Source organism: Pseudomonas sp. GM79 (genome assembly GCF_000282495.1).
Lineage (GTDB): Bacteria > Pseudomonadota > Gammaproteobacteria > Pseudomonadales > Pseudomonadaceae > Aquipseudomonas.
In genome coordinates, this window is sequence record NZ_AKJE01000076.1 from 31,092 (window position 1) to 53,787 (window position 22,696).

The following is a 22,696-nucleotide window of genomic DNA, read 5'->3' on the forward strand; positions in this document are numbered from 1 at the left end:
ACTCGCTCCAGCTTGCCGCTTGAAACTTGAAGCTTGCCGCTGCCTCCCTCACATCCACCCGTACTCGGCCATGGACAGCGGATCGCCGTCACCGACGATGAAATGATCGAGTACCCGCACATCGATCAGGTCCAGCGCCTCTTGCAGACGCTTGGTCAGCATTCGGTCTGCCTGACTGGGGTCGGAGTTACCCGACGGATGGTTGTGGCACAGGATCAGCGCTGCGGCGTTATGGGCCAGAGCGCGCTTGACCACCTGCCGTGGATAGACGCTGGTGTTGTCGATGGAGCCGCGAAACAGCGCTTCGAACGCCAATACCCGGTGCTTGGAATCCAGAAACAGGCAGCCAAACACCTCGTGGGGCTCATGGCGGAGCATCGACTTCAGATAATCACGCACAGCCTGCGGATTTTCCAACGCCGACTTATAGCGCGAGCGTTCAGCCAAATGCCGTCTGCCCATTTCCTGAACTGCCTGCAACTGAGCGAATTTCGCAGGGCCGAGCCCTAATTGTTTGCTGAATGTTTTTTGATCAGCCTCCAGTAGCGAACGCAGGCCGCCAAACTGAGTCAACAAATGTCGCGCCAGATCTACCGCACTTTTGCCGGATACGCCGGTACGCAAAAAAATCGCCAGCAGTTCGGCGTCCGAAAGACTCCCCGAGCCTAACTCCAGTAACCTCTCCCGCGGCCGCTCGGCCGCCGGCCAATCGCGAATGCTCATAACACCTCCATGTCTGTGGGCGCCGCTGTTCCGTAGCGGTCGCTGTGATATCGTAGCCCATCTTTTTTGCGGGCGATTTCACTCCTGGGGAGGGGGTATCGCCATGCAGTCATCAACGAAATGAAAGGCAGACCTATGCAGCGGCTGTATCGGAAACGCATCGTTCTGGGCGTCGGCGGCGGTATTGCTGCCTACAAGAGCGCCGAGCTGGTTCGCCGCCTGATCGACCAGGGCGCCGAAGTGCGCGTGGTCATGACCCGCGGCGGCAGCGAATTCATTACCCCGCTGACCATGCAGGCCTTGTCCGGGCATCCGGTCCATCTCGATTTGCTAGACCCTGCGGCCGAAGCCGCGATGGGCCACATCGAGCTGGCCAAATGGGCCGACCTGGTGCTGATCGCCCCCGCCACCGCGGACCTGATCGCCCGCCTGGCCCAAGGCATCGCCGACGACCTGCTGACCACGCTGGTGCTGGCCACCGACGCGGTGGTCGCGGTGGCGCCAGCGATGAACCAGGCCATGTGGCGCGACCCGGCGACCCAGGCCAACATGCACACCCTCGAAAGCCGTGACCTCAAGGTCTTCGGCCCGGCCTCCGGCAGCCAGGCCTGCGGCGACGTCGGCATGGGCCGCATGCTCGAAGCCACCGACCTCGCCCAGTGCGCGGCAGACTGCTTCCAGCGCCAGGCGCTGACCGGTAAACATGTGCTTATCACCGCCGGCCCGACCCAGGAAAACATCGACCCGGTGCGCTACATCACCAACCACAGCTCCGGGAAAATGGGCTTCGCCCTGGCCGAAGCCGCGGTAGAAGCCGGCGCCCGCGTAACCCTGATCACAGGTCCCGTGCACCTGCCGACCCCGGATCGCGTCACGCGTATCGACGTGGTCAGTGCCCGCGACATGCTCGCCGCCTGCGAAGCGGCGATCCCTTGCGACCTGTTCATCGCCTCTGCTGCGGTCGCGGACTACCGTCCGGAAGTCGTCGCCCCACAGAAACTCAAGAAAGACCCTACGAACGGCGACGGCTTGTTGCTACAGATGGTGCGCAACCCAGACATCCTGGCCACCATCGCCACCCGTCCCGACCGTCCGTTCAGTGTCGGTTTCGCCGCCGAAACCGAACACTTGCTCGATTACGCTGCACGCAAGTTGAAAGACAAGAACCTCGATCTGATCGTCGCCAATGACGTCGCGAACCCGAGTATTGGCTTCAACAGCGAAGAAAACGCCTGCAGCGTGATCGACCGTGAGCTGCACGCCACACTCTTCGCCCAGACCAGCAAGAGCAAAATTGCTCGCCAGCTGATCACTTTTATCGCCGAACGTCTGAACCAGGTTTAATTTACATGCACGCTTTGCAAGCCAAGATCCTCGACCCCCGCATCGGTACCGAATTTCCGCTGCCGCAGTACGCCACGCCAGGCTCCGCCGGCCTCGACCTGCGCGCCATGCTGGAAAAAGACACCGTCATCAAGCCGGGTGAAACCCTGCTGATCCCTACCGGCCTGTCGGTGTACATCGGCGATCCGGGCCTGGCGGCGTTGATTCTGCCGCGCTCGGGCCTGGGCCATAAGCACGGCATCGTGCTGGGCAATCTGGTCGGCCTGATCGACTCCGATTACCAGGGCCCGCTGATGGTGTCGTGCTGGAACCGTGGCCAGACCGATTTCAACATGGTGGTAGGCGAACGCCTGGCCCAATTGGTGCTGGTGCCGGTAGTCCAGGCGCATTTTGAAATGGTCGAAGAGTTCGTCGAAACCCAGCGCGGCACCGGCGGGTTTGGCCACTCGGGCAGCCACTGATCCGATAGATGCCCTCCCTGTAGGAGCTGCCGAAGGCTGCGATCTTTTGATTTTGCTTTTTAAGATCAAGATCAAGATCAAAAGATCGCAGCCTTCGGCAGCTCCTACAGGGGAGGCAGGAGCAAGCTCTCTCACCACAAATTGCACAGTCGTCATCTGGAAGGTTTACCACTGAAAATCAAGGCATTGAACGGCCAATTGCTCGCCGATGCTGACGGCATGGCCTTTTCACACCACGAACTCTCAGTGGAAAACGCCGTCATACCCTTCAGTTTGAGCCTGCCAACGAGTTTTTCGCTGGCGGGTCCAGCCACTTTCGAGATGGAGCATTCCTACAGATGAGCACCCCAGCCCAAGTCGCACCCAAGTTCCCCGACAGCATCTTCCGCGCCTACGACATTCGTGGCACCGTCCCGGAATTCTTGAACGCTGAAACAGCTTATTGGCTTGGTCGCGCCATCGGCTCCCAGAGCCTGGCCCAGAACGAACCCAACGTATCCGTCGGCCGTGACGGTCGCCTGTCCGGTCCGGAACTGGTCGAACAACTGATCAAAGGTCTCGCCGACAGCGGTTGCCACGTCAGCGACGTCGGCCTGGTGCCAACGCCTGCGCTGTACTACGCCGCCAACGTACTGGCCGGCAAATCCGGCGTGATGCTCACCGGCAGCCACAACCCGTCGAATTACAACGGCTTCAAGATCGTCATCGCTGGCGACACCTTGGCCAACGAACAGATCCAGGCCCTGCACGACCGCCTCAAGACCAACAACCTGAGCAGCGGCAAGGGCAGCATCACCCAGGTCGAGATCCTCGACCGCTACAACACCGAAATCGTCCAGGACATCAAACTGGCCCGCCGCCTGAAAGTGGTGGTCGATTGCGGCAACGGCGCGGCCGGCGTGATCGCCCCGCAGCTGATCGAAGCCCTGAACTGCGAAGTCATCCCGCTGTTCTGCGAAGTCGATGGCAACTTCCCGAACCACCACCCGGACCCGGGCAAGCCTGAAAACCTCGTGGACCTGATTGCCAAGGTCAAGGAAACCAACGCTGACCTGGGCCTGGCTTTCGACGGCGACGGCGACCGTGTGGGCGTTGTCACCAACACCGGCAGCATCGTCTTCCCTGATCGCCTGTTGATGCTGTTCGCCCGCGACGTCGTGGCGCGCAATCCGGACGCGGAAATCATCTTCGACGTCAAATGCACCCGCCGCCTGATTCCGCTGATCAAGGAATACGGCGGTCGTCCGCTGATGTGGAAGACCGGTCACTCGTTGATCAAAAAGAAAATGAAACAATCCGGCGCCCTGTTGGCCGGCGAAATGAGCGGGCATATCTTTTTCAAGGAGCGCTGGTTCGGTTTCGACGATGGCATTTACGCCGCCGCACGGCTGCTGGAGATCCTCAGCAAGGAAAAATCCACCGCGGAAGAGTTGTTCGCGACCTTCCCGAACGATATTTCTACGCCAGAGATCAATATCCATGTGACCGAAGAGAGCAAATTCAGCATCATTGATGCACTGCACGATGCGCAATGGGGCGAAGGCGCCGACCTGACCACCATTGACGGCGTGCGAGTCGACTATGCCAAAGGCTGGGGCCTGGTTCGCGCCTCCAACACCACACCGGTGCTGGTGCTGCGCTTCGAGGCCGATGACGAGGCTGAATTGCAGCGCATCAAGGATGTGTTCCACGTCCAGCTGAAACGCGTTGCACCTGATCTCCAATTACCGTTTTGATTTAACGAAGCACCCGGAGCCCTGAATGACCCTCGAACGCGAAGCCGCCGCCAACACCGCCAAGGTCCTGTCCGAAGCGCTGCCTTACATTCGCCGCTATGTCGGCAAGACGCTGGTGATCAAATACGGCGGCAACGCGATGGAAAGCGAGGAGCTGAAAACCGGCTTCGCCCGCGACATCGTGCTGATGAAAGCCGTCGGCATCAATCCGGTGGTGGTTCACGGTGGCGGCCCGCAAATCGGCGACCTGCTCAAGCGTCTGTCGATCGAGAGCCACTTCATCGATGGCATGCGCGTGACTGACGCGCAAACCATGGACGTGGTGGAAATGGTCCTCGGTGGCCAGGTCAACAAAGACATCGTCAACCTGATCAACCGTCATGGCGGCAGCGCCATCGGCCTGACCGGCAAAGATGCCGAGCTGATTCGCGCGAAAAAGCTCACCGTCACCCGTCAGACGCCGGAAATGACCCAGCCGGAAATCATCGACATCGGCCACGTCGGCGAAGTAGTCGGGATCAACACCGACCTGTTGAACCTGCTGGTCAAAGGCGACTTCATCCCGGTGATCGCGCCAATTGGCGTCGGCGCCAACGGCGAGTCGTACAACATCAACGCCGATCTGGTGGCCGGTAAAGTCGCCGAAGCGCTGAAGGCTGAAAAGCTGATGCTGCTGACCAACATTGCCGGCCTGATGGACAAGTCGGGCACGGTTCTGACCGGCCTGACGACTCAACAGGTCGACGACCTGATCGCCGACGGCACTATCTACGGCGGCATGCTGCCGAAGATTCGTTGCGCGCTGGAAGCGGTACAAGGCGGTGTGGGCAGCTCGTTGATCATCGATGGCCGGGTGCCAAACGCGATTCTGCTGGAAATCTTCACCGATACGGGTGTGGGTACGCTGATCAGTAATCGCAAGCGTCACTAAGCCACACAAACCAAAAGACCCCGCTCAGCCTGGCTGAGCGGGGTCTTTTTTTGCCTGCAATCCCTGTGACAATCCACCTTTTGTGGCGAGGGAGCTTGCTCCCGCTTGAGTGCGCAGCACTCACAAAATCCTTGGGTCTGCTACGCAGCCCAGCGGGAGCAAGCTCCCTCGCCACACAAGCCCGCGCCCACAGGGGATGCGGTTAGACGCCGAATTGTGCGCGGTAGGCTTCAACCGCCGGCAGGTGTTGCTTGAGCTGCGGGTCATCCGCCAGGAACTCGAGCACCTGATTCAGCGAAACAATGCTGATCACCGGGATGCCGAAGTCACGCTCCACTTCCTGGATGGCCGACAATTCGCCGTTGCCACGCTCCTGACGGTTCAGGGCGATCAACACGCCCGCGGCTTTGGCGCCGTCCTGGGAAGCGATGATCTGCATCACTTCACGGATGGCGGTGCCTGCGGTGATCACGTCGTCGATGATCAGCACGTCGCCGGTCAATGGCGCGCCGACCAGGCTGCCGCCTTCGCCGTGGGCCTTGGCTTCCTTGCGGTTGAAGCACCATGGCAGATCACGCCCATGATGTTCCGCCAGCGCCACGGCAGTAGTCGCCGCCAACGGGATGCCTTTGTAGGCCGGGCCAAACAGCACGTCGAACGAAATACCGCTCTCGGCGATGGCTGCCGCATAGAAACGACCCAGCTGCGCCAGGGCAGAACCCGAGTTGAACAGGCCGGCATTGAAGAAGTAAGGACTGGTGCGCCCAGACTTCAGGGTGAACTCACCGAAGCGCAAAACGCCACGATCAATGGCAAAACGAATGAAGTCGCGCTGATACGCTTGCATGAAAAAAACCCCAAATACCACGGATTTAGCTAATTAGGTAGACGCCGTGTATCATACCCGCACGCGATTTTTGGGGCCACTTATGCGGATCATCAGTGTGAACGTCAATGGGATTCAGGCTGCAGTCGAGCGTGGTTTGCTCAGTTGGCTGCAAGCACAGAATGCCGACGTCATCTGCCTGCAGGACACCCGCGCCTCCGCCTTTGAACTGGACGATCCAGCCTTCCAACTGGATGGCTACTTCCTTTATGCCTGCGAAGCTGAAGTTCCCGCCCAAGGTGGCGTGGCTTTGTACTCGCGGTTGCAACCGAAGGCAGTCATCAGCGGTCTCGGCTTCGAGACAGCCGACCGCTACGGGCGTTACCTGCAAGCCGATTTCGACAAGGTCAGCATCGCGACCTTGCTGCTCCCTTCGGGGCAGAACGGCGATGAAGATTTGAACCAGAAGTTCAAGCTAATGGACGACTTCGCCCGTTATCTGGATAAACAGCGGCGCAAACGTCGCGAGTACATTTATTGTGGCTCGCTGTACGTGGCGCAACAGAAGCTGGATATCAAGAACTGGCGCGACAGCCAGCAATCCCCGGGCTTCCTGGCACCTGAGCGCGCCTGGATGGACGAGATTGTCGGCAACATGGGTTATGTCGATGCCCTGCGCGAAGTCAGCCGTGAAGGCGACCAGTACAGCTGGTGGCCGGACAACGAACAGGCCGAGATGCTCAACCTGGGCTGGCGTTTCGATTACCAGTTGCTGACCCCTGGCCTGCGCCGCTTCGTACGCAGCGCACGCCTGCCACGTCAGCCACGGTTCTCTCAGCACGCACCGCTGATCGTGGACTACGACTGGACGCTGACAATCTAAGCGTCTTATCGCAGATGCAAAAAAGCCGACATCGCTGTCGGCTTTTTTGTGGGCAATGATTACTCAACGTGGGAGCGGGCTTGCTCGCGAAAGCGGTCTGACAGTCAACGATGATGTTGAATGTTATGGCCTCTTCGCGAGCAAGCCCGTTCCCACAGGGGACCGCGTCTCGGCCTATTTGATCAGGCGCCAGGTGAACGGATACCGGTAAGGGAACCCTTCATTGGCCTTCACGCCAGCAATGATCGTCAGCACCAGCGCACCAATCGCGACCAGACCAAACAGAAAGAACCCGACGATCACCACCATCAGCAGGAAGCAGATGGCCGAAGCAATGGCGACGGTGATCTGAAAGTTCAGCGCCTCCTTGCCTTGCGCGTCGATGAACGGGTCTGACTCGCGTTTCATCTGCCAGAGAATCAGCGGCCCGATCAGCGTACCGAACGGCAGCCAGATCCCCAGCAAGGCGGACAGGTGACAAAACATCGCCCACTGACGAACCTCTCGGCTCGGTGTGGGTAGCGGCAGTTGCTCGTCACTCATGGCGTCCTCCTTGCGTGGAGCAGGTCCGATCAGTCGGCCAGTGCAGCCTTCTGCAGTTCGAAAATCTCGATCATGCCTTTCTTCGCCAGCGCCAGCATCGCGTTCAACTCTTCCGGCTGGAACGGCGCGCCTTCGGCAGTGCCCTGCACTTCGATGAAGCCGCCAGTGCTGGTCATCACCACGTTGAGGTCAGTCTCGGCAGCCGAATCTTCCAGGTAGTCGAGGTCAAGCACAGGCTCGCCCTGGTACATGCCCACCGAAACGGCAGCGATCATTTGCTTGAGCGGGTCGCCACCTTTGAGGCCGCCACGCTTCTTGATCACTTTCAAGGCGTCGATCAATGCAACCATCGCACCGGTAATGGACGCGGTGCGGGTGCCACCGTCAGCCTGGATCACGTCGCAGTCGACGTACAGGGTGACGTCGCCCAGCTTGGTCATGTCCAGCGCAGCGCGCAGGGAACGGCCGATCAAACGCTGGATTTCCAGAGTACGACCGCCTTGCTTGCCGCGGCTCGCTTCACGCTGGTTACGCTCGCCGGTGGCGCGGGGCAACATGCCGTATTCGGCGGTCAACCAACCCTGGCCCTGACCTTTGAGGAAACGCGGCACGCCATTCTCGACACTGACGGTGCAGATGACTTTGGTATCACCGAACTCGACCAGTACAGATCCCTCGGCGTGTTTGGTGTAGTTGCGGGTAATGCGGATCGAGCGGAGCTGATCGGCAGCGCGACCACTTGGACGTTTCATAGGGATTACCTGTACGGAGGACGGAAAACTGCCGAGCATTATAGAGCCGTGGGCCGCGAGTGGGCACTTCTAAAAAAATCGCCCGACGATTGAAGCCTCTGAATAGAGCTTAGCCGACGGCGTGCAGCTCTTTGTCACAGCGTGTGTTTGGGCGCATCCGCCCCACTGCGCTACAATCCTGCGCCTTTGCTGCCTGTCGGCTTTAATTCACAGATAGCGGGTCCGCCAAACCATGGGTTACGCGCCGACCTGCATTGCGAGGTACCTCCATGGTGCACAGCATGACCGCCTTCGCCCGCGTCGAGAAAGCCGGTGTCCAGGGCACCCTGAGCTGGGAATTGCGCTCGGTCAACAGCCGCTACCTGGAACCCCACCTGCGTTTGCCGGAGTCTTTCCGCGACCTCGAAGGCGCGGTCCGCGAAGCCCTGCGCCAGGGACTGTCCCGGGGCAAGCTCGAATGCACCCTGCGCTTTACCGAAGAAAGCACCGGCAAACCGCTGCAAGTGGACCGTGAGCGCGCTGCTCAACTGGTCGCTGCCGCCGAAACAGTCGCCAGCCTGATCAAGAACCCGGCCGCACTGAACCCGCTGGAAGTCCTGGCCTGGCCCGGCGTACTGGTGGCTGATGCCGCCGACCCGCAAGCGCTGAATGCCGAAGCCCTGGCGCTGTTCCATCAGGGCCTGAAAGAACTCAAGGCCGGTCGCGAGCGCGAAGGCACTGAGCTCGCGCGATTGATCGACGAGCGCCTGACCTCAATTGAAGGGGATGTGGTGATCCTGCGTGAGCTGGTCCCGCAGATGCTGGCCACCCAACGCCAGAAAGTTCTCGACCGCTTCACCGACATGAAGGCCGACCTCGACCCGCAGCGACTGGAACAGGAAATGGTCATGCTCGCGCAAAAGAGCGACGTCGCCGAAGAACTGGATCGCCTGAGCACTCACATCATCGAAGTTCGCCGGGTGCTCAAGTCCGGCGGCGCTGCCGGTCGGCGCCTGGACTTCCTGATGCAGGAACTCAACCGCGAAGCCAACACACTGGGCTCCAAAGCCTTCGACCCGCGCAGCACCCAAGCGGCGGTCAACCTCAAAGTGTTGATCGAGCAGATGCGCGAACAAGTGCAGAATATTGAGTAAGGCAAACCCGACATGACCCACAGCACCGGCACCCTGTACATCATTTCCGCCCCTTCGGGCGCGGGCAAGAGCAGTCTGGTCAAGGCCCTGACCGACGCTGATCAGGAGATCCGTGTCTCGGTCTCCCACACCACCCGCGCCATGCGCCCCGGTGAAGTGAACGGCGTGAACTATCACTTCGTCGAACGCAGCGAGTTCGTGAAGATGATCGAGCACGGGGATTTCCTCGAGCGCGCCGAAGTGTTCGGCAATCTCTATGGCACCTCGCAAAGCCACCTGCAGCAAACCCTGGATGAAGGCCACGATCTGATTCTGGAAATCGACTGGCAGGGCGCAGAACAAGTGCGCAAGTTGATGCCCCAGGCCCGCTCGATCTTCATTCTGCCGCCGTCCCTGGAAGCCTTGCGTCAACGCCTGAACAATCGCGGCCAGGACAGCAACGAGGTCATCGAAGGCCGGATGCGTGAAGCCGTCAGCGAAATGAGCCACTACGTCGACTACGACTACCTGATCATCAACGACGATTTCGCCCACGCGCTGCGGGATTTGCAGGCGATTTTCCGCGCCAATCAGCTGCATCAAAAGCGTCAGCAGCAGCGTCACGGTAAATTATTGGCTGAACTGCTCGACTAAACAGCCCTTTCCAAAAGCGCTGCAAGGGCTTTACATTGGCACTTATAGCGCATTGAAGGGCTTGATCAAAAAATCAGCGCTTCCCTAATCGCTGGTGATTTTTTAAACTGTTGAGTCCGCTCGCCCAACCGGGCAGCGCGCATATTGCATTCGCTCCGAGGAATACCATGGCCCGCGTAACCGTTGAAGACTGCCTAGAACACGTGGAAAACCGCTTTGAGCTGGTCATGCTCTCTACCAAGCGTGCCCGTCAACTGGCCACCGGCGGCAAAGAGCCCCTGGTTCAGTGGGAAAACGACAAGCCTACTGTTGTAGCGCTGCGTGAAATCGCTGAAGGCCTGATGAGCTACGAGTTCATCGCCAACGCTGAAATCGTCGAAGACGAACCGCTGTTCGCAGCGTTCGAGGACGAGTCCAACGAGGCAGTATAAGGCCATGCCTGGTCGACGTAGCACGGCGCGGGGTCACAACGAACGGCAGGAATTATCATGCCGAGCATAGACGCCCTCGCCGATCGCTTATCGACCTACCTCGGCAAGGACCAGGTCAACCTGGTCCGCCGAGCGTACTTCTACGCCGAACAAGCCCACGACGGTCAACGCCGCCGCAGCGGTGAGGCGTACGTCACGCATCCTCTTGCAGTGGCGAATATTCTTGCCGACATGCATATGGACCATCAAAGCCTGATGGCGGCCATGCTGCATGACGTGATCGAAGACACCGGTATTGCCAAGGAAGCGCTGCAAGCGCAGTTCGGCGAAACCGTGGCCGAACTGGTCGACGGGGTCAGCAAACTGACCCAGATGAACTTCGAGACCAAAGCCGAAGCCCAGGCCGAAAACTTCCAGAAAATGGCCATGGCCATGGCGCGCGATATTCGCGTGATCCTGGTCAAGCTGGCCGACCGCCTGCACAACATGCGCACCCTGGAAGTATTGTCCGGCGAAAAGCGCCGGCGGATCGCCAAGGAAACCCTGGAAATCTATGCGCCCATCGCCAACCGGCTGGGCATGCACGCCATTCGCATAGAGTTCGAAGACCTCGGCTTCAAGGCCATGCACCCGATGCGCTCCGCGCGGATCAACCAGGCGGTCAAACGCGCCCGGGGCAACCGCAAGGAAATCGTCAACAAGATCGAAGAGTCCCTCAGCCACTGCCTGGCCATCGATGGCATCCAGGGCGAGGTCAGCGGTCGACAGAAACACCTCTACGGCATCTACAAGAAAATGCGCGGCAAGCGTCGGGCCTTCAACGAGATCATGGACGTCTACGCGTTCCGGATCATCGTCGACAAGGTCGATACCTGCTACCGCGTGCTAGGCGCTGTACATAATTTGTACAAACCGTTGCCGGGGCGCTTCAAGGATTACATCGCGATCCCCAAGGCCAACGGCTACCAGTCGCTGCACACCACGCTGTTCGGCATGCACGGTGTACCGATCGAAATCCAGATCCGCACCCGTGAAATGGAAGAGATGGCCAACAATGGCATTGCCGCCCATTGGCTGTACAAATCCAGCGGCGACGAGCAGCCCAAAGGCACTCACGCCCGCGCCCGTCAGTGGGTCAAAGGCGTGCTGGAAATGCAGCAACGGGCCGGCAACTCGCTGGAATTCATCGAGAGCGTGAAGATCGACCTGTTCCCGGACGAGGTCTACGTGTTCACGCCCAAAGGCCGGATCATGGAGCTACCCAAAGGCTCCACGGCGGTCGACTTCGCTTACGCGGTGCACACCGACGTGGGCAACAGCTGCATTGCCTGTCGGATCAATCGTCGTCTCGCACCGCTGTCCGAACCGCTGCAAAGCGGCTCCACGGTCGAGATCGTCAGCGCCCCCGGCGCGCGGCCGAACCCGGCCTGGCTCAACTTCGTGGTCACCGGCAAGGCGCGGACGCACATCCGCCATGCGCTGAAACTTCAGCGCCGTTCCGAGTCCATCAGCCTCGGCGAACGCCTGCTGAACAAGGTGCTCAACGGTTTCGACAGCTCCCTGGAAAAAGTCCCGGCCGAGCGCGTGCAGTTGATGCTCCACGAATACCGCCTCGAACTGATCGAAGACCTGCTCGAGGACATCGGCCTGGGCAATCGCATGGCTTACGTGGTCGCCCGCCGCCTGCTCGGCGAAGGCGAGCAATTGCCGAGCCCGGAAGGCCCGCTGGCGATTCGTGGCACCGAAGGCCTGGTACTCAGTTACGCCAAGTGCTGCACGCCGATCCCGGGAGACCCGATTGTCGGCCATCTGTCCGCGGGCAAAGGCATGGTGGTGCACCTGGACAACTGCCGCAACATCAGCGAAATCCGTCACAACCCGGAAAAATGCATCCAGCTCTCGTGGGCCAAGGATGTCACCGGCGAATTCAATGTCGAGCTGCGCGTCGAACTGGAACACCAGCGCGGCCTGATCGCCCTGCTGGCCAGCAGCGTCAACGCGGCCGACGGCAATATCGAAAAAATCAGCATGGACGAACGCGACGGTCGTATCAGCGTGGTCCAACTGGTGGTCAGTGTGCACGACCGCGTACACCTGGCCCGCGTGATCAAGAAACTGCGCGCCCTGACCGGGGTCATCCGCATCACCCGCATGCGCGCGTAGCCCACCCTTCACAAGGAGTCATACATGACCAAGACCGTTATCAACAGCGACAAGGCCCCGGCCGCCATCGGTACTTATTCCCAGGCGATCAAGGCTGGCAACACCGTTTACATGTCGGGCCAGATTCCTCTGGACCCAAAAACCATGGAACTGGTTGAAGGCTTCGAAGCCCAGACCGTCCAGGTGTTCGAGAACCTCAAAGCCGTGGCTGAAGCCGCTGGCGGTTCGTTCAAGGACATCGTCAAACTGAACATCTTCCTCACCGACCTGAGCCATTTCGCCAAGGTCAACGAGATCATGGGCAAGTACTTTGACCAGCCTTACCCTGCCCGCGCCGCCATCGGCGTAGCAGCCCTGCCGAAGGGTTCGCAGGTTGAGATGGATGCCATTCTGGTCATCGAGTAATGTGTCCGGCGCAGCCCTCTAAAGGCTGCGCCGATCTTGCTTTGAAAGGATTCCACCATGCGCCAAGCGCTAGCTCTCTCGCTGGTCGCCCTACTCTTGGGCGGTTGTGCCAGCAACCCTGCCGACCGTGACATCAGCGGCACCTGGATCAACCAAGTGGCGATCGATGCGGCAGCCAAAGGCGGCCCCCTGCGCGAAGCGCTCCAGGCCTATGGCCCGAACCTGGAATGGGACGTCAACACCAAGGCCGGTCAGGCCCGCTACACCAACGGTTTTGAAAATGTCGACGGCAAGCTGCTGGGCGAAGAGTCCGGCGCCTGGAAAGTCGACTTTTATGGCAGCTCGGGTAGTGAGCTGAAGCGTGACGGCAAGCAACTGAGCCAGGTCGCCAGCGACAATGAGCCGGAGCAAGTATTCGACCGTGCGCAGGTTACGGTGCCGGACGGCGCACCGATGGGTGCCAGTTTCGAACGCGCACTGTATTCAGCCTACATGGGCGGCAGCTGGAAAATCGTCAGCGGCCCCGGTGAAGGCAATACCGTGCAATTCCAGGCTGACGGCCAGGTTGCCGGCCTGCCGGGGGCGGATCGCTATGCCCTGTGCCTGGCCGGTGATTGCGCGTCGATGAGCGGCGGCAATGACAACATGTGGCTACAGGTGAATGGTCAGGGCAACACCTGGATTTTTGCGCGCAAGGGCAAGGAACTGGAAATCCTCCAGGCAGTGAACACCGCACAGGCGGATGAAATGCCGCAGTTCACCCCGGGTGATCGCAAGTGGTTGCTGGAAAAACAGTGATACAGAATACAGGAGCCTACGGGCTCCTTTTTCTTTAGCCTGCACTGTCGAATTCTTTGCCTCCCGCTCAAGGATTGATCATGCGCCAATTGCTTATCCTAAGCCTGTTGCTGCTGGGCGGCTGCGCCTCTATGCCCGCAGAAACAGATATCAGCGGTATCTGGATCAATCAGGCGGCCATCGATGCAGCGGCCCAAGGCCAGTCTTTACGTGAATCCTTAAACACTCATGGCCGGAATCTGGAATGGGACATCAACACCCACACTGGCAAGGCGCAAGTGAGCAGCGGCTTTGAGAGGGGTGAAGGCCAACTGCTGCAAAAGTCACCCAATGCCTGGACCGTCGACTACAACGGCTACGGCACTGACGAGCTGCGCCTGGATGGCAAGCGACTGACTCAACTGGCCAAGGAGTACGTCCCCCAGCAGGTGTTCAGTCGCCCCGGCAAGACCTCCAAAACGAAAACAGGGCGGGTTGATACCTTCCGGAGCGCCTTGAACGCTGCCTATATGGGCGGGCAGTGGAAAATCATCGACAGTCACGGAGCAGGCCAGCGGGTCGAGTTTACGGAAGATGGCCATGTTTCAGGGTTACCGGGAACCGATCGATACGAGTTATGCCTGGACGGTGATTGCGCCAGCCAAGGCGCAGGCAATGACACCTTGTATCTGGGCACGGACGACCTGAGTGACACATGGATTTTCGTTCGCAAAGGCAAGCGACTGGAGATTTTCCAGGCAATCAATCAATCCCGGCCAGACGAAATCCCCCACTTCACCCCCGGCCCACGCCAGTGGCTGCTGGTAAAACAATGACCCAAAAACAAAGGCGCCCGCAGGCGCCTGTTGTTTAGAGGCTCGCTCAGTTCAACTCCCCCTGAGCAAGTATCGCGGCATAACCTTCGCGGTAACTTGGGTACTTCGGCGTCCAGCCCAAGGCTTTGGCCCGCGCATTGCTGCAGCGCTTGCTGCCAGTGCGCCGCACGCTCGCGTCGTCATCCCATTCGGTCACGCCTAAATACTCTCGTAGCCAGCCCACCACTTCTGCCAATGGTGCTGGCGCATCGTCGACGCCGATATAGCAATCATCCAGCGCCACCCCGCGTCGATCCGCCTCAAGCAGAAACGCCAGCAACCCCGCCGCATCGTCGACGTGAATGCGGTTGGCGTACAACGGTGGATCGATCGCCACGCGATAGCCGCGGCGGACTTGGGTCAGCAGCCTCTCTCGACCCGGACCATAAATACCGGTCAGGCGCACGAGACTGGCCGGGATGCCGCTATCGAGCGCCACCTGCTCGGCTTCGAGCATCAAACGACCCGAATAACCGCCCGCCACCGTCGGCGATGTTTCATCGACCCACTCGCCATCCTGCTGGCCGTAAACGCTGCTGCTGGAAACGAACAGCAGTCGATTGGGTACTTGCCCATAGTCGTTCAGCCATTCCAGCACGTGCTGCAAACCCTGCACATAAGCGGCGCGGTAACCCGCCTCATCGTGATCGGTAGCCGCCGCGCAATACACCAGGTAATCCACCGCACCGATTGGCCAGGTCGCCGGGCAGTCTTTATTGAACAAGTCGCCGGCAACGCCGATCACGCCCTGTGGCAGGCGTGAGACATCACGTCGCAAGCCATGAACCTCCCACCCACAAGCCAGCAATTGCGTGGCCAGACGACTGCCGACATCACCGCAACCGGCGATCAAAACAGAAGGCGCGGACATCAGATAACTCCTATCGGAAAGCTACAGACTAGCGTCGGCAAAGGACACGCGGCTAGCAATGAAGGAAAAAAAGATACTCTATTACTTTTGTTAACAAGAATTACTTGCAATAATGCCTGCCACTTTTGTTCTCGGCCTCACGAGGCCTGGAAGAACATTTACCGTTTTTTCCTTTCAGGTCCGGCCAGCATGACACCCAATCAATTCCCCGCTTCGCCAACCAAACGACCTCGCGCCTGGAGCGCGGTGGCCGCCCTGCTGCTCAGCCTGATGCTGGCGCCGACCGCCGCCTTCGCCGATGCACAAGCGCCGGCCACCCAGCCTGCCGCCGCTCAAACACCCGCCGCGCCTGCCGTGACACCTGCCGCGACCGATCCGGTCCAGGCCATAGACGCCGCTGACGTGCCGGAAGTCCTCGAAGCCGACAACACGTTGGGCATGGCCCATGACTTGTCGCCGTGGGGCATGTACCAGAACGCCGACATCATCGTGAAGATCGTGATGATCGGCCTGGCCATCGCCTCAATCATCACCTGGACCATCTGGATCGCCAAGGGCTTCGAGCTGATGGGCGCCAAGCGTCGTCTGCGCACTGAAATCGTCCACCTGAAGAAAGCCGCCACCCTTAAAGAAGCCAGCGCAACGGCAGCCAAGGAAGGCACCCTCGCCAACCTGCTGGTCCACGACGCGCTGGAAGAAATGCGCCTGTCGGCCAACAGCCGCGAGAAAGAAGGCATCAAGGAGCGCGTGAGCTTCCGCCTGGAGCGCCTCGTCGCTGCGTGCGGTCGCAACATGAGCAGCGGCACCGGCGTACTCGCCACCATCGGTTCCACAGCGCCGTTCGTCGGCCTGTTCGGTACCGTGTGGGGCATCATGAACAGCTTCATCGGCATCGCCAAAACCCAGACCACCAACCTCGCTGTCGTAGCTCCCGGCATCGCCGAAGCTCTGCTGGCAACCGCGCTGGGCCTGGTTGCAGCGATTCCTGCGGTGGTCATCTACAACGTCTTCGCCCGCTCCATCGCCGGTTACAAGGCACAAGTGTCCGACGCCTCGGCAGAAGTCCTGCTGCTGGTCAGCCGTGATCTCGACCACCTGCCGACCGAGCAGCGCAGCTCGCAACCGCACATGGTGAAAGTGGGGTAATCGGCCATGGGCCTGCATTTGAAAGAAGGCGCAGACGACGATCTGGCCGAGAACCACGAAATCAACGTCACGCCGTTCATCGACGTGATGCTGGTGCTGTTGATCATCTTCATGGTGGCGGCGCCGCTGGCCACCGTGGACATCAAGGTCGACCTGCCCGCCTCCACCGCCAAACCGGCGCCGCGACCAGAGAAACCGGTGTTTCTCAGCGTGAAGGCTGACCAGCGCCTGTTCCTCGGCGAAGACGAAGTGAAGACCGAAGCCCTCGGTGCCACGCTCGACGCCAAGACCCAGGGCAAGAAAGACACGACGATCTTCTTCCAGGCCGATAAAGGCGTGGACTACGGCGACCTGATGAGCGTGATGGACGCCCTGCGCGCCGCCGGCTACCTGAAGGTCGGCCTGGTCGGACTCGAGACGGCAGCCAAGAAATGATCAACACGCGCCAAAAGCTGACGCGTTACAGCGGGAGCCTGGCCGTGGTGCTGGGCGTTCATGCGCTGGCCATTGCGCTGGCGCTGAACTGGACGTCGCGCCCGCCGATCGAGCTGCCGCCGCAAGCGATGATGGTCGAGCTGGCGCCGGTTCCGGCCCCGCCACCGCCCGCACCGCCAAAGGTGATCACGCCGCCACAGCCACCGGCCCCGGTGGAAGAACTGCCGCTGCCCAAACTTGCTGAAGCGCCGAAGGCCGAGATCGCCGTACCGAAACCGGTCAAACCCAAGCCCAAGCCTCAACCGCCCAAGCCTGTGGAGAAAAAGCCGGAGCCGCCGAAGGAGAAACCCTCCGAGGAAAAACCGAGCGACGCGCAACCGACCCAGGCACCGACGGAGAAATCCGCTCAGCCGGCACCCGGCCCATCGCCGGCGCAGCAAGCGGCCAAGGCCAGTTGGCAAGGCACCCTGCTCGCGCACTTGGCCAAGTACAAAAAGTACCCGGCCAGTGCACAGCAGCGGGGCAAGGAAGGCTTGAACCGTCTGCGCTTCGTGGTGGATGCCGAAGGGAACGTGTTGTCGTTCGAACTGGTGGGTCGCTCCGGCAACGCCGATCTGGACCGGGCCACCCTGGAAATGATCCGCCGCGCCCAACCGCTGCCCAAGCCACCGGCCGATATGCTGAACAACGGCTCCATCGAAATCGTTGCGCCGTTCGTTTACTCGCTGGAACGCCGCCGCTAAAAGCACCACAGATCCAATGTGGGAGCGGGCTTGCTCGCGAAGAGGCCATCACATTCAACATCTGAGTTGACTGTCACACCGCTTTCGCGAGCAAGCCCGCTCCCACAGGTTCTTCGGCGGCTACAAAACCTGTGAAAGGCACCGAAAGGTGCCTTTTGCATATCTGGCAACGGCAAACCTGCATTGCCCAGTGTCACTCAACACACTCAGTCTGATAACGTGCGTCTATCGATTGCAGCCGGTATGCTTGGCCCGCAACTTCATGGACGCTTGCTATGACTCTGACAGAATTACGCTACATCGTTACCCTCGCCCAAGAGCAGCACTTCGGCCACGCCGCCGAGCGTTGCCACGTCAGCCAGCCGACCCTGTCGGTGGGCGTGAAAAAGCTTGAAGACGAACTCGGTGTGCTGATTTTCGAGCGCAGCAAGAGCGCCGTGCGCCTGACTCCGGTCGGCGAAGGCATTGTCGCCCAGGCACAGAAAGTCCTGGAACAGGCCCAAGGCATCCGCGAACTGGCCCAGGCCGGCAAGAACCAGCTGACCGCGCCGCTGAAAGTCGGCGCGATCTACACCGTCGGCCCGTACCTGTTTCCGCACCTGATTCCACAACTGCACCGGGTCGCCCCGCAGATGCCGTTGTACATCGAAGAAAACTTCACCCACGTGCTGCGCGACAAACTGCGCAACGGCGAGCTCGACGCGATCATCATCGCCCTGCCGTTCAACGAAGCCGACGTGCTGACCTTGCAGCTCTACGACGAGCCGTTCTACGTGCTGATGCCGGCCCAGCATGCGTGGACGCAAAAAGAATCCATCGACGCCGCCCTGCTCAACGACAAGAGCCTGCTGCTGCTCGGCGAAGGCCACTGCTTCCGCGATCAAGTACTGGAAGCCTGCCCGACCCTGACCAAAGGCAACGACGGCGCCAAGCACACCACGGTGGAATCCAGCTCGCTGGAAACCATCCGCCACATGGTCGCATCGGGCCTGGGCATTTCGATCCTGCCGCTATCGGCGGTGGACAGCCACCACTACGCCCCAGGCGTGATCGAAGTGCGCCCACTGAGCGCGCCCGTGCCGTTTCGCACCGTGGCCATCGCCTGGCGCGCGAGCTTTCCGCGGCCGAAGGCGATTGAAATCCTCGCCGACTCCATTCGCCTGTGCTCGGTGGCCAAGCCGCCAGCGCCGGTGGTGGCCGGTTAAGTCGCTGCCATGACCGAGTTGTCGCACGTGTCGGTGACGGCACTCAAGGGTGTCGGCGAAGCCATGGCCGAGAAACTGGCCAAGGTCGGCCTGGAGAACCTCCAGGACGTGCTGTTCCACCTGCCGCTGCGTTATCAGGACCGCACCCGTGTGGTCCCGATCGGCCATTTGCGACCTGGGCAAGACGCCGTGATCGAAGGCACCGTCAGCGGTGCCGACGTGGTCATGGGCCGGCGCCGCAGCCTTGTGGTGCGTCTGCAGGACGGCACCGGCGGGCTCAGCTTGCGCTTCTACCATTTCAGCAACGCCCAGAAAGAAGGTCTCAAACGCGGCACGCGCATTCGCTGCTACGGCGAAGCGCGGCCCGGTGCCTCGGGACTGGAGATCTACCACCCGGAATACCGCGCCATCACCGGCGACGAGCCGCCGCCGGTGGATGAAACCCTGACCCCGGTCTACCCGCTCACCGAAGGCCTGACCCAACAGCGTTTGCGCCAGTTGTGCATGCAAACCCTGACCCTGCTCGGCCCCAGCAGCCTGCCCGACTGGCTGCCGACCGAACTGGCCCGGGACTATCAACTGGCGCCGTTGGCCGATGCGATCCGTTACCTGCATCACCCGCCCGCCGATGCCGATGTCGACGAACTCGCCCTCGGTCATCACTGGGCGCAACACCGTTTGGCCTTCGAAGAGCTGTTGACCCATCAACTGTCCCAGCAGCGCCTGCGCGAGAGCATGCGTGCCCTGCGCGCGCCGTCGATGCCAAAAGCCACCAAGCTGCCACAACAGTATTTGGCCAACCTCGGCTTCACCCCAACGGGCGCCCAACAACGGGTCGGCAACGAAATCGCTTACGACCTCAGTCAGCACGAGCCGATGTTGCGGCTGATTCAGGGCGACGTCGGCGCCGGCAAAACCGTGGTCGCTGCCCTCGCCGCACTGCAAGCGCTGGAGGCCGGGTATCAAGTCGCATTAATGGCGCCCACAGAAATTCTCGCTGAGCAGCATTTCATCACCTTCAAGCGCTGGCTCGAACCGCTGGGCATCGAAGTCGCGTGGCTGGCCGGCAAGCTCAAGGGCAAAAACCGCGTGGCCGCGCTGGAGCAAATCGCCAACGGCACGCCAATGGTGGTCGGCACCCACGCGTTGTTTCAGGAAGAGGTGCAGTTCAAGAACCTGGCACTGGCGATCATCGACGAACAACATCGCTTCGGCGTGCAGCAGCGCCTGGCATTGCGACAGAAAGGCGTCGGCGGGCGGATGTGTCCGCACCAGTTGATCATGACCGCCACGCCGATCCCCCGGACGCTGGCCATGAGCGCCTACGCCGACCTCGACACCTCGATCCTCGACGAACTGCCGCCCGGCCGTACCCCGGTGAACACCGTGCTGGTCACCGACACCCGTCGCGTCGAAGTGATCGAGCGCGTGCGCGGCGCTTGTGCCGAAGGGCGTCAGGCTTATTGGGTATGCACGCTGATCGAAGAGTCGGAAGAGCTGACCTGCCAGGCCGCCGAAACCACTTATGAAGACCTCACCGCCGCCCTCGGCGAGTTGAAAGTCGGCTTGATCCACGGTCGCATGAAGCCCGCCGAGAAAGCTGCGGTGATGGCCGAGTTCAAGGCCGGCAACCTGCAACTGCTGGTCGCCACTACCGTGATCGAAGTCGGCGTGGACGTGCCCAACGCCAGCCTGATGATCATCGAAAACCCCGAACGCCTCGGCCTCGCGCAGCTGCACCAACTGCGTGGCCGTGTCGGTCGGGGCAGCGCCGTCAGCCATTGCGTGCTGCTTTACCATCCGCCGCTGTCGCAGATCGGCCGTCAGCGCCTGGGCATCATGCGCGAAACCAACGACGGTTTCGTCATCGCCGAAAAAGACCTCGAACTGCGCGGCCCCGGCGAAATGCTCGGCACACGGCAGACCGGTCTGCTGCAATTCAAGGTCGCCGACCTGATGCGCGACGCCGACTTACTGCCCGCCGTACGCGACGCCGCTCAGGCTTTGCTCGAGCGCTGGCCGGATCACGTCAGCCCGCTGCTCGACCGCTGGCTACGCCATGGGCAGCAATACGGCCAAGTGTGAGCACTGTCGCAGTTTCTGGACCCTGGCGTTAATCAAGCTGGTTATACTCCTGCAATTGTTTGCAAACGGATACAGACCATGACAGAAGCTGCCCTCGCCCCCGAAACCCCGCACGCTCCGTCTGTTATTCGGCTGCTGCTCGGCAAGCTGGGCATCGCCTACGAAGAAGTCCTCGACCATCACGGCCTGAACGCCGCGCGTAAAGTGCAGGCGGTTCTGCTGGACGATGCCGTCGGCGCGCTCATGGTGCTTTTTCCCCAGAGCCAATTGCTGGACCTCAACCGCCTCGCCGAACTCACCGGTCGCCGGTTGACCGCTGTATCCACCGAACGCCTGGTAAAAATGCTCGGCAAACACAGCCTGAGCCTGCTGCCCGGCCTGCCGGCGCTCACCAGTTCGCCGTGCCTGTATGAAGAAAGCCTGCTGCGCGAACCGACGTTGCTGATCAACTCGGGCGAGCCGGGCGTGCTGCTGGAAATCTCCAGCGACGATTTCAAAACCATGCTGACCAAGGCCAGCGCCGGCAATTTCGGCGAAGCCGTGAACCGCATCCGCCCGAACCTCGACCGCCCTGATGATGACCGCGAGGAAATCACCCAGGCCGTGCAAGCGTTCACCGCGCGACGCATCCAGCAGCGTCTGGAAGAGACCATCGAGATTCCGCCGCTGGCCGAAACCGCGCAGAAAATCATCAAACTGCGCGTCGACCCCAACGCCACCATCGACGACATCACCGGCGTAGTGGAAACAGACCCGGCCCTGGCTGCACAAGTCGTCAGCTGGGCTGCGTCACCGTACTACGCCTCGCCGGGCAAGATTCGTTCAGTAGAAGACGCCATCGTCCGAGTGCTGGGTTTCGACCTGGTGATCAACCTGGCGCTGGGCCTGGCCCTGGGCAAAACCCTGAGCCTGCCCAAAGACCATCCGCAACACACCACGCCGTACTGGCAGCAATCGATCTACACCGCCGCCGTCATCGAAGGCCTGACCCGCGCCATGCCCCGCGCCCAGCGCCCGGAAGCCGGCCTGACCTACCTCGCCGGCCTGCTGCACAACTTCGGTTACTTGCTGCTGGCCCACGTATTCCCGCCGCACTTCTCGCTGATCTGCCGCCACCTGGAAGTCAACCCGCACCTGTGCCACAGCTACGTGGAACAACACCTGCTGGGCATCAGCCGCGAACAGATCGGCTCATGGCTGATGCGCTTCTGGGACATGCCCGACGAACTGGCCACCGCCCTGCGCTTCCAGCACGACCCAAGCTACGACGGCGACTACGCCGAATACCCGAACCTCGTCTGCCTGGCCGTACGTTTGCTGCGCAGCCGCGGCATCGGCTCCGGCCCGGATGAAGACATTCCCGACGCATTGCTGGAACGCGTCGGCCTGACCCGCGACAAAGCCAACGACGTGGTCAGCAAAGTGCTTGAGGCTGAAGTGCTGCTGCGCGAACTGGCTTCGCAATTCAGCCAGGCCTGAAAGCATCGCGGGCAAGCCCACTCCCACAGGATTTACGCGATCCCTGTGGGAGCGGGCTTGCCCGCGATGAATCCCCCGCCGATCTACCTGAATCACCACAACCCTGTGGCGAGGGA

General features: G+C 60.9%; 22 protein-coding genes and 1 pseudogene. 18 read left to right on the forward strand and 5 right to left on the reverse strand.

Annotated features, from left to right (window positions below):
• Window positions 1-48 precede the first annotated feature (48 nt).
• A complete protein-coding gene (gene radC, locus PMI36_RS10240; protein ID WP_008073393.1) occupies window positions 49-723 on the reverse strand; it encodes a RadC family protein in 675 nt (224 codons plus the stop codon).
• A 135-nt stretch (window positions 724-858) separates the two neighbouring features.
• Here radC and coaBC point away from each other — a divergent pair, with 135 nt between their 5' ends.
• The 4 genes and pseudogenes from coaBC (at window position 859) to argB (ending at window position 5,195) form a co-directional block, all read left to right on the forward strand.
• The gene (gene coaBC / locus PMI36_RS10235) at window positions 859-2,067 is read left to right on the forward strand and encodes a bifunctional phosphopantothenoylcysteine decarboxylase/phosphopantothenate--cysteine ligase CoaBC (protein WP_008073395.1); all 1,209 of its coding nucleotides are present in this window, start codon (window positions 859-861) and stop codon (window positions 2,065-2,067) included.
• A 5-nt stretch (window positions 2,068-2,072) separates the two neighbouring features.
• The gene (dut, locus tag PMI36_RS10230) at window positions 2,073-2,528 is read left to right on the forward strand and encodes a dUTP diphosphatase (protein WP_007894692.1); all 456 of its coding nucleotides are present in this window, start codon (window positions 2,073-2,075) and stop codon (window positions 2,526-2,528) included.
• A gap of 359 nt (window positions 2,529-2,887) precedes the next feature.
• Window positions 2,888-4,264 (forward strand): annotated as a pseudogene (locus tag PMI36_RS10225) (phosphomannomutase/phosphoglucomutase); the annotation flags it as partial.
• Between the two features lie 25 nt (window positions 4,265-4,289).
• Window positions 4,290-5,195: an acetylglutamate kinase gene (argB, locus tag PMI36_RS10220; RefSeq protein ID WP_007894690.1), complete on the forward strand. Its 906-nt coding sequence runs from the start codon at window positions 4,290-4,292 to the stop codon at window positions 5,193-5,195.
• Window positions 5,196-5,397: 202 nt separating this feature from the next.
• Here argB and pyrE read toward each other — a convergent pair whose 3' ends face one another.
• Entirely contained in the window at window positions 5,398-6,042 is a 645-nt protein-coding gene (gene pyrE / locus PMI36_RS10215; protein WP_008062842.1) for an orotate phosphoribosyltransferase, read from the reverse strand.
• 82 nt (window positions 6,043-6,124) lie between these two features.
• On the opposite strand from pyrE, the gene PMI36_RS10210 reads away from it, so the two are divergent.
• Window positions 6,125-6,904: an exodeoxyribonuclease III gene (locus PMI36_RS10210; protein ID WP_007934608.1), complete on the forward strand. Its 780-nt coding sequence runs from the start codon at window positions 6,125-6,127 to the stop codon at window positions 6,902-6,904.
• 174 nt (window positions 6,905-7,078) lie between these two features.
• On the opposite strand, the gene PMI36_RS10205 is transcribed toward PMI36_RS10210, so the two are convergent.
• Window positions 7,079-7,447: a DUF4870 domain-containing protein gene (locus PMI36_RS10205; RefSeq protein ID WP_008073410.1), complete on the reverse strand. Its 369-nt coding sequence runs from the start codon at window positions 7,445-7,447 to the stop codon at window positions 7,079-7,081.
• Between the two features lie 29 nt (window positions 7,448-7,476).
• Window positions 7,477-8,199: a ribonuclease PH gene (gene rph / locus PMI36_RS10200; RefSeq protein WP_008007612.1), complete on the reverse strand. Its 723-nt coding sequence runs from the start codon at window positions 8,197-8,199 to the stop codon at window positions 7,477-7,479.
• Between the two features lie 269 nt (window positions 8,200-8,468).
• On the opposite strand from rph, the gene PMI36_RS10195 reads away from it, so the two are divergent.
• From PMI36_RS10195 to PMI36_RS10165, 7 genes are all read left to right on the forward strand, one after another.
• Window positions 8,469-9,332, forward strand: a complete 864-nt coding sequence (locus tag PMI36_RS10195; RefSeq protein WP_008073411.1) for a YicC/YloC family endoribonuclease — start codon at window positions 8,469-8,471, stop codon at window positions 9,330-9,332.
• A 12-nt stretch (window positions 9,333-9,344) separates the two neighbouring features.
• Window positions 9,345-9,965, forward strand: a complete 621-nt coding sequence (gene gmk, locus PMI36_RS10190) for a guanylate kinase (RefSeq protein WP_008073412.1) — start codon at window positions 9,345-9,347, stop codon at window positions 9,963-9,965.
• A 167-nt stretch (window positions 9,966-10,132) separates the two neighbouring features.
• Window positions 10,133-10,396: a DNA-directed RNA polymerase subunit omega gene (gene rpoZ, locus PMI36_RS10185; protein WP_003177259.1), complete on the forward strand. Its 264-nt coding sequence runs from the start codon at window positions 10,133-10,135 to the stop codon at window positions 10,394-10,396.
• A 57-nt stretch (window positions 10,397-10,453) separates the two neighbouring features.
• On the forward strand, window positions 10,454-12,559 hold the full coding sequence (spoT, locus tag PMI36_RS10180) for a bifunctional GTP diphosphokinase/guanosine-3',5'-bis pyrophosphate 3'-pyrophosphohydrolase (RefSeq protein WP_007934594.1): 2,106 nt from the start codon (window positions 10,454-10,456) through the stop codon (window positions 12,557-12,559).
• A 24-nt stretch (window positions 12,560-12,583) separates the two neighbouring features.
• On the forward strand, window positions 12,584-12,964 hold the full coding sequence (locus PMI36_RS10175) for a RidA family protein (RefSeq protein ID WP_003177257.1): 381 nt from the start codon (window positions 12,584-12,586) through the stop codon (window positions 12,962-12,964).
• A gap of 57 nt (window positions 12,965-13,021) precedes the next feature.
• Complete coding sequence (locus PMI36_RS10170) at window positions 13,022-13,762, forward strand: hypothetical protein (RefSeq protein ID WP_008073413.1); 741 nt, start codon at window positions 13,022-13,024, stop codon at window positions 13,760-13,762.
• A gap of 80 nt (window positions 13,763-13,842) precedes the next feature.
• A complete protein-coding gene (locus PMI36_RS10165; protein WP_008073414.1) occupies window positions 13,843-14,577 on the forward strand; it encodes a hypothetical protein in 735 nt (244 codons plus the stop codon).
• 46 nt (window positions 14,578-14,623) lie between these two features.
• Here PMI36_RS10165 and PMI36_RS10160 read toward each other — a convergent pair whose 3' ends face one another.
• Entirely contained in the window at window positions 14,624-15,487 is an 864-nt protein-coding gene (locus PMI36_RS10160; protein ID WP_008073415.1) for an SDR family oxidoreductase, read from the reverse strand.
• Between the two features lie 189 nt (window positions 15,488-15,676).
• Between PMI36_RS10160 and exbB the strand changes: the two genes are divergently transcribed.
• The 6 genes from exbB (at window position 15,677) to PMI36_RS10130 (ending at window position 22,580) form a co-directional block, all read left to right on the forward strand.
• On the forward strand, window positions 15,677-16,633 hold the full coding sequence (gene exbB / locus PMI36_RS10155; RefSeq protein ID WP_008073416.1) for a tonB-system energizer ExbB: 957 nt from the start codon (window positions 15,677-15,679) through the stop codon (window positions 16,631-16,633).
• 6 nt (window positions 16,634-16,639) lie between these two features.
• Window positions 16,640-17,068: a TonB system transport protein ExbD gene (gene exbD, locus PMI36_RS10150; RefSeq protein ID WP_007934588.1), complete on the forward strand. Its 429-nt coding sequence runs from the start codon at window positions 16,640-16,642 to the stop codon at window positions 17,066-17,068.
• Window positions 17,065-17,811 carry an energy transducer TonB family protein gene (locus PMI36_RS10145; RefSeq protein ID WP_008007617.1) on the forward strand — a complete coding sequence of 249 codons (747 nt, stop codon included), beginning with the start codon at window positions 17,065-17,067 and terminating at the stop codon, window positions 17,809-17,811. Before exbD ends, PMI36_RS10145 begins: the two co-directional genes overlap by 4 nt.
• A gap of 275 nt (window positions 17,812-18,086) precedes the next feature.
• Window positions 18,087-19,016, forward strand: a complete 930-nt coding sequence (locus PMI36_RS10140) for a hydrogen peroxide-inducible genes activator (protein WP_008073417.1) — start codon at window positions 18,087-18,089, stop codon at window positions 19,014-19,016.
• A 9-nt stretch (window positions 19,017-19,025) separates the two neighbouring features.
• Complete coding sequence (recG, locus tag PMI36_RS10135) at window positions 19,026-21,101, forward strand: ATP-dependent DNA helicase RecG (protein ID WP_008073418.1); 2,076 nt, start codon at window positions 19,026-19,028, stop codon at window positions 21,099-21,101.
• Between the two features lie 78 nt (window positions 21,102-21,179).
• On the forward strand, window positions 21,180-22,580 hold the full coding sequence (locus tag PMI36_RS10130; RefSeq protein ID WP_008073420.1) for an aminoacyl-tRNA deacylase and HDOD domain-containing protein: 1,401 nt from the start codon (window positions 21,180-21,182) through the stop codon (window positions 22,578-22,580).
• Window positions 22,581-22,696 lie beyond the last annotated feature (116 nt).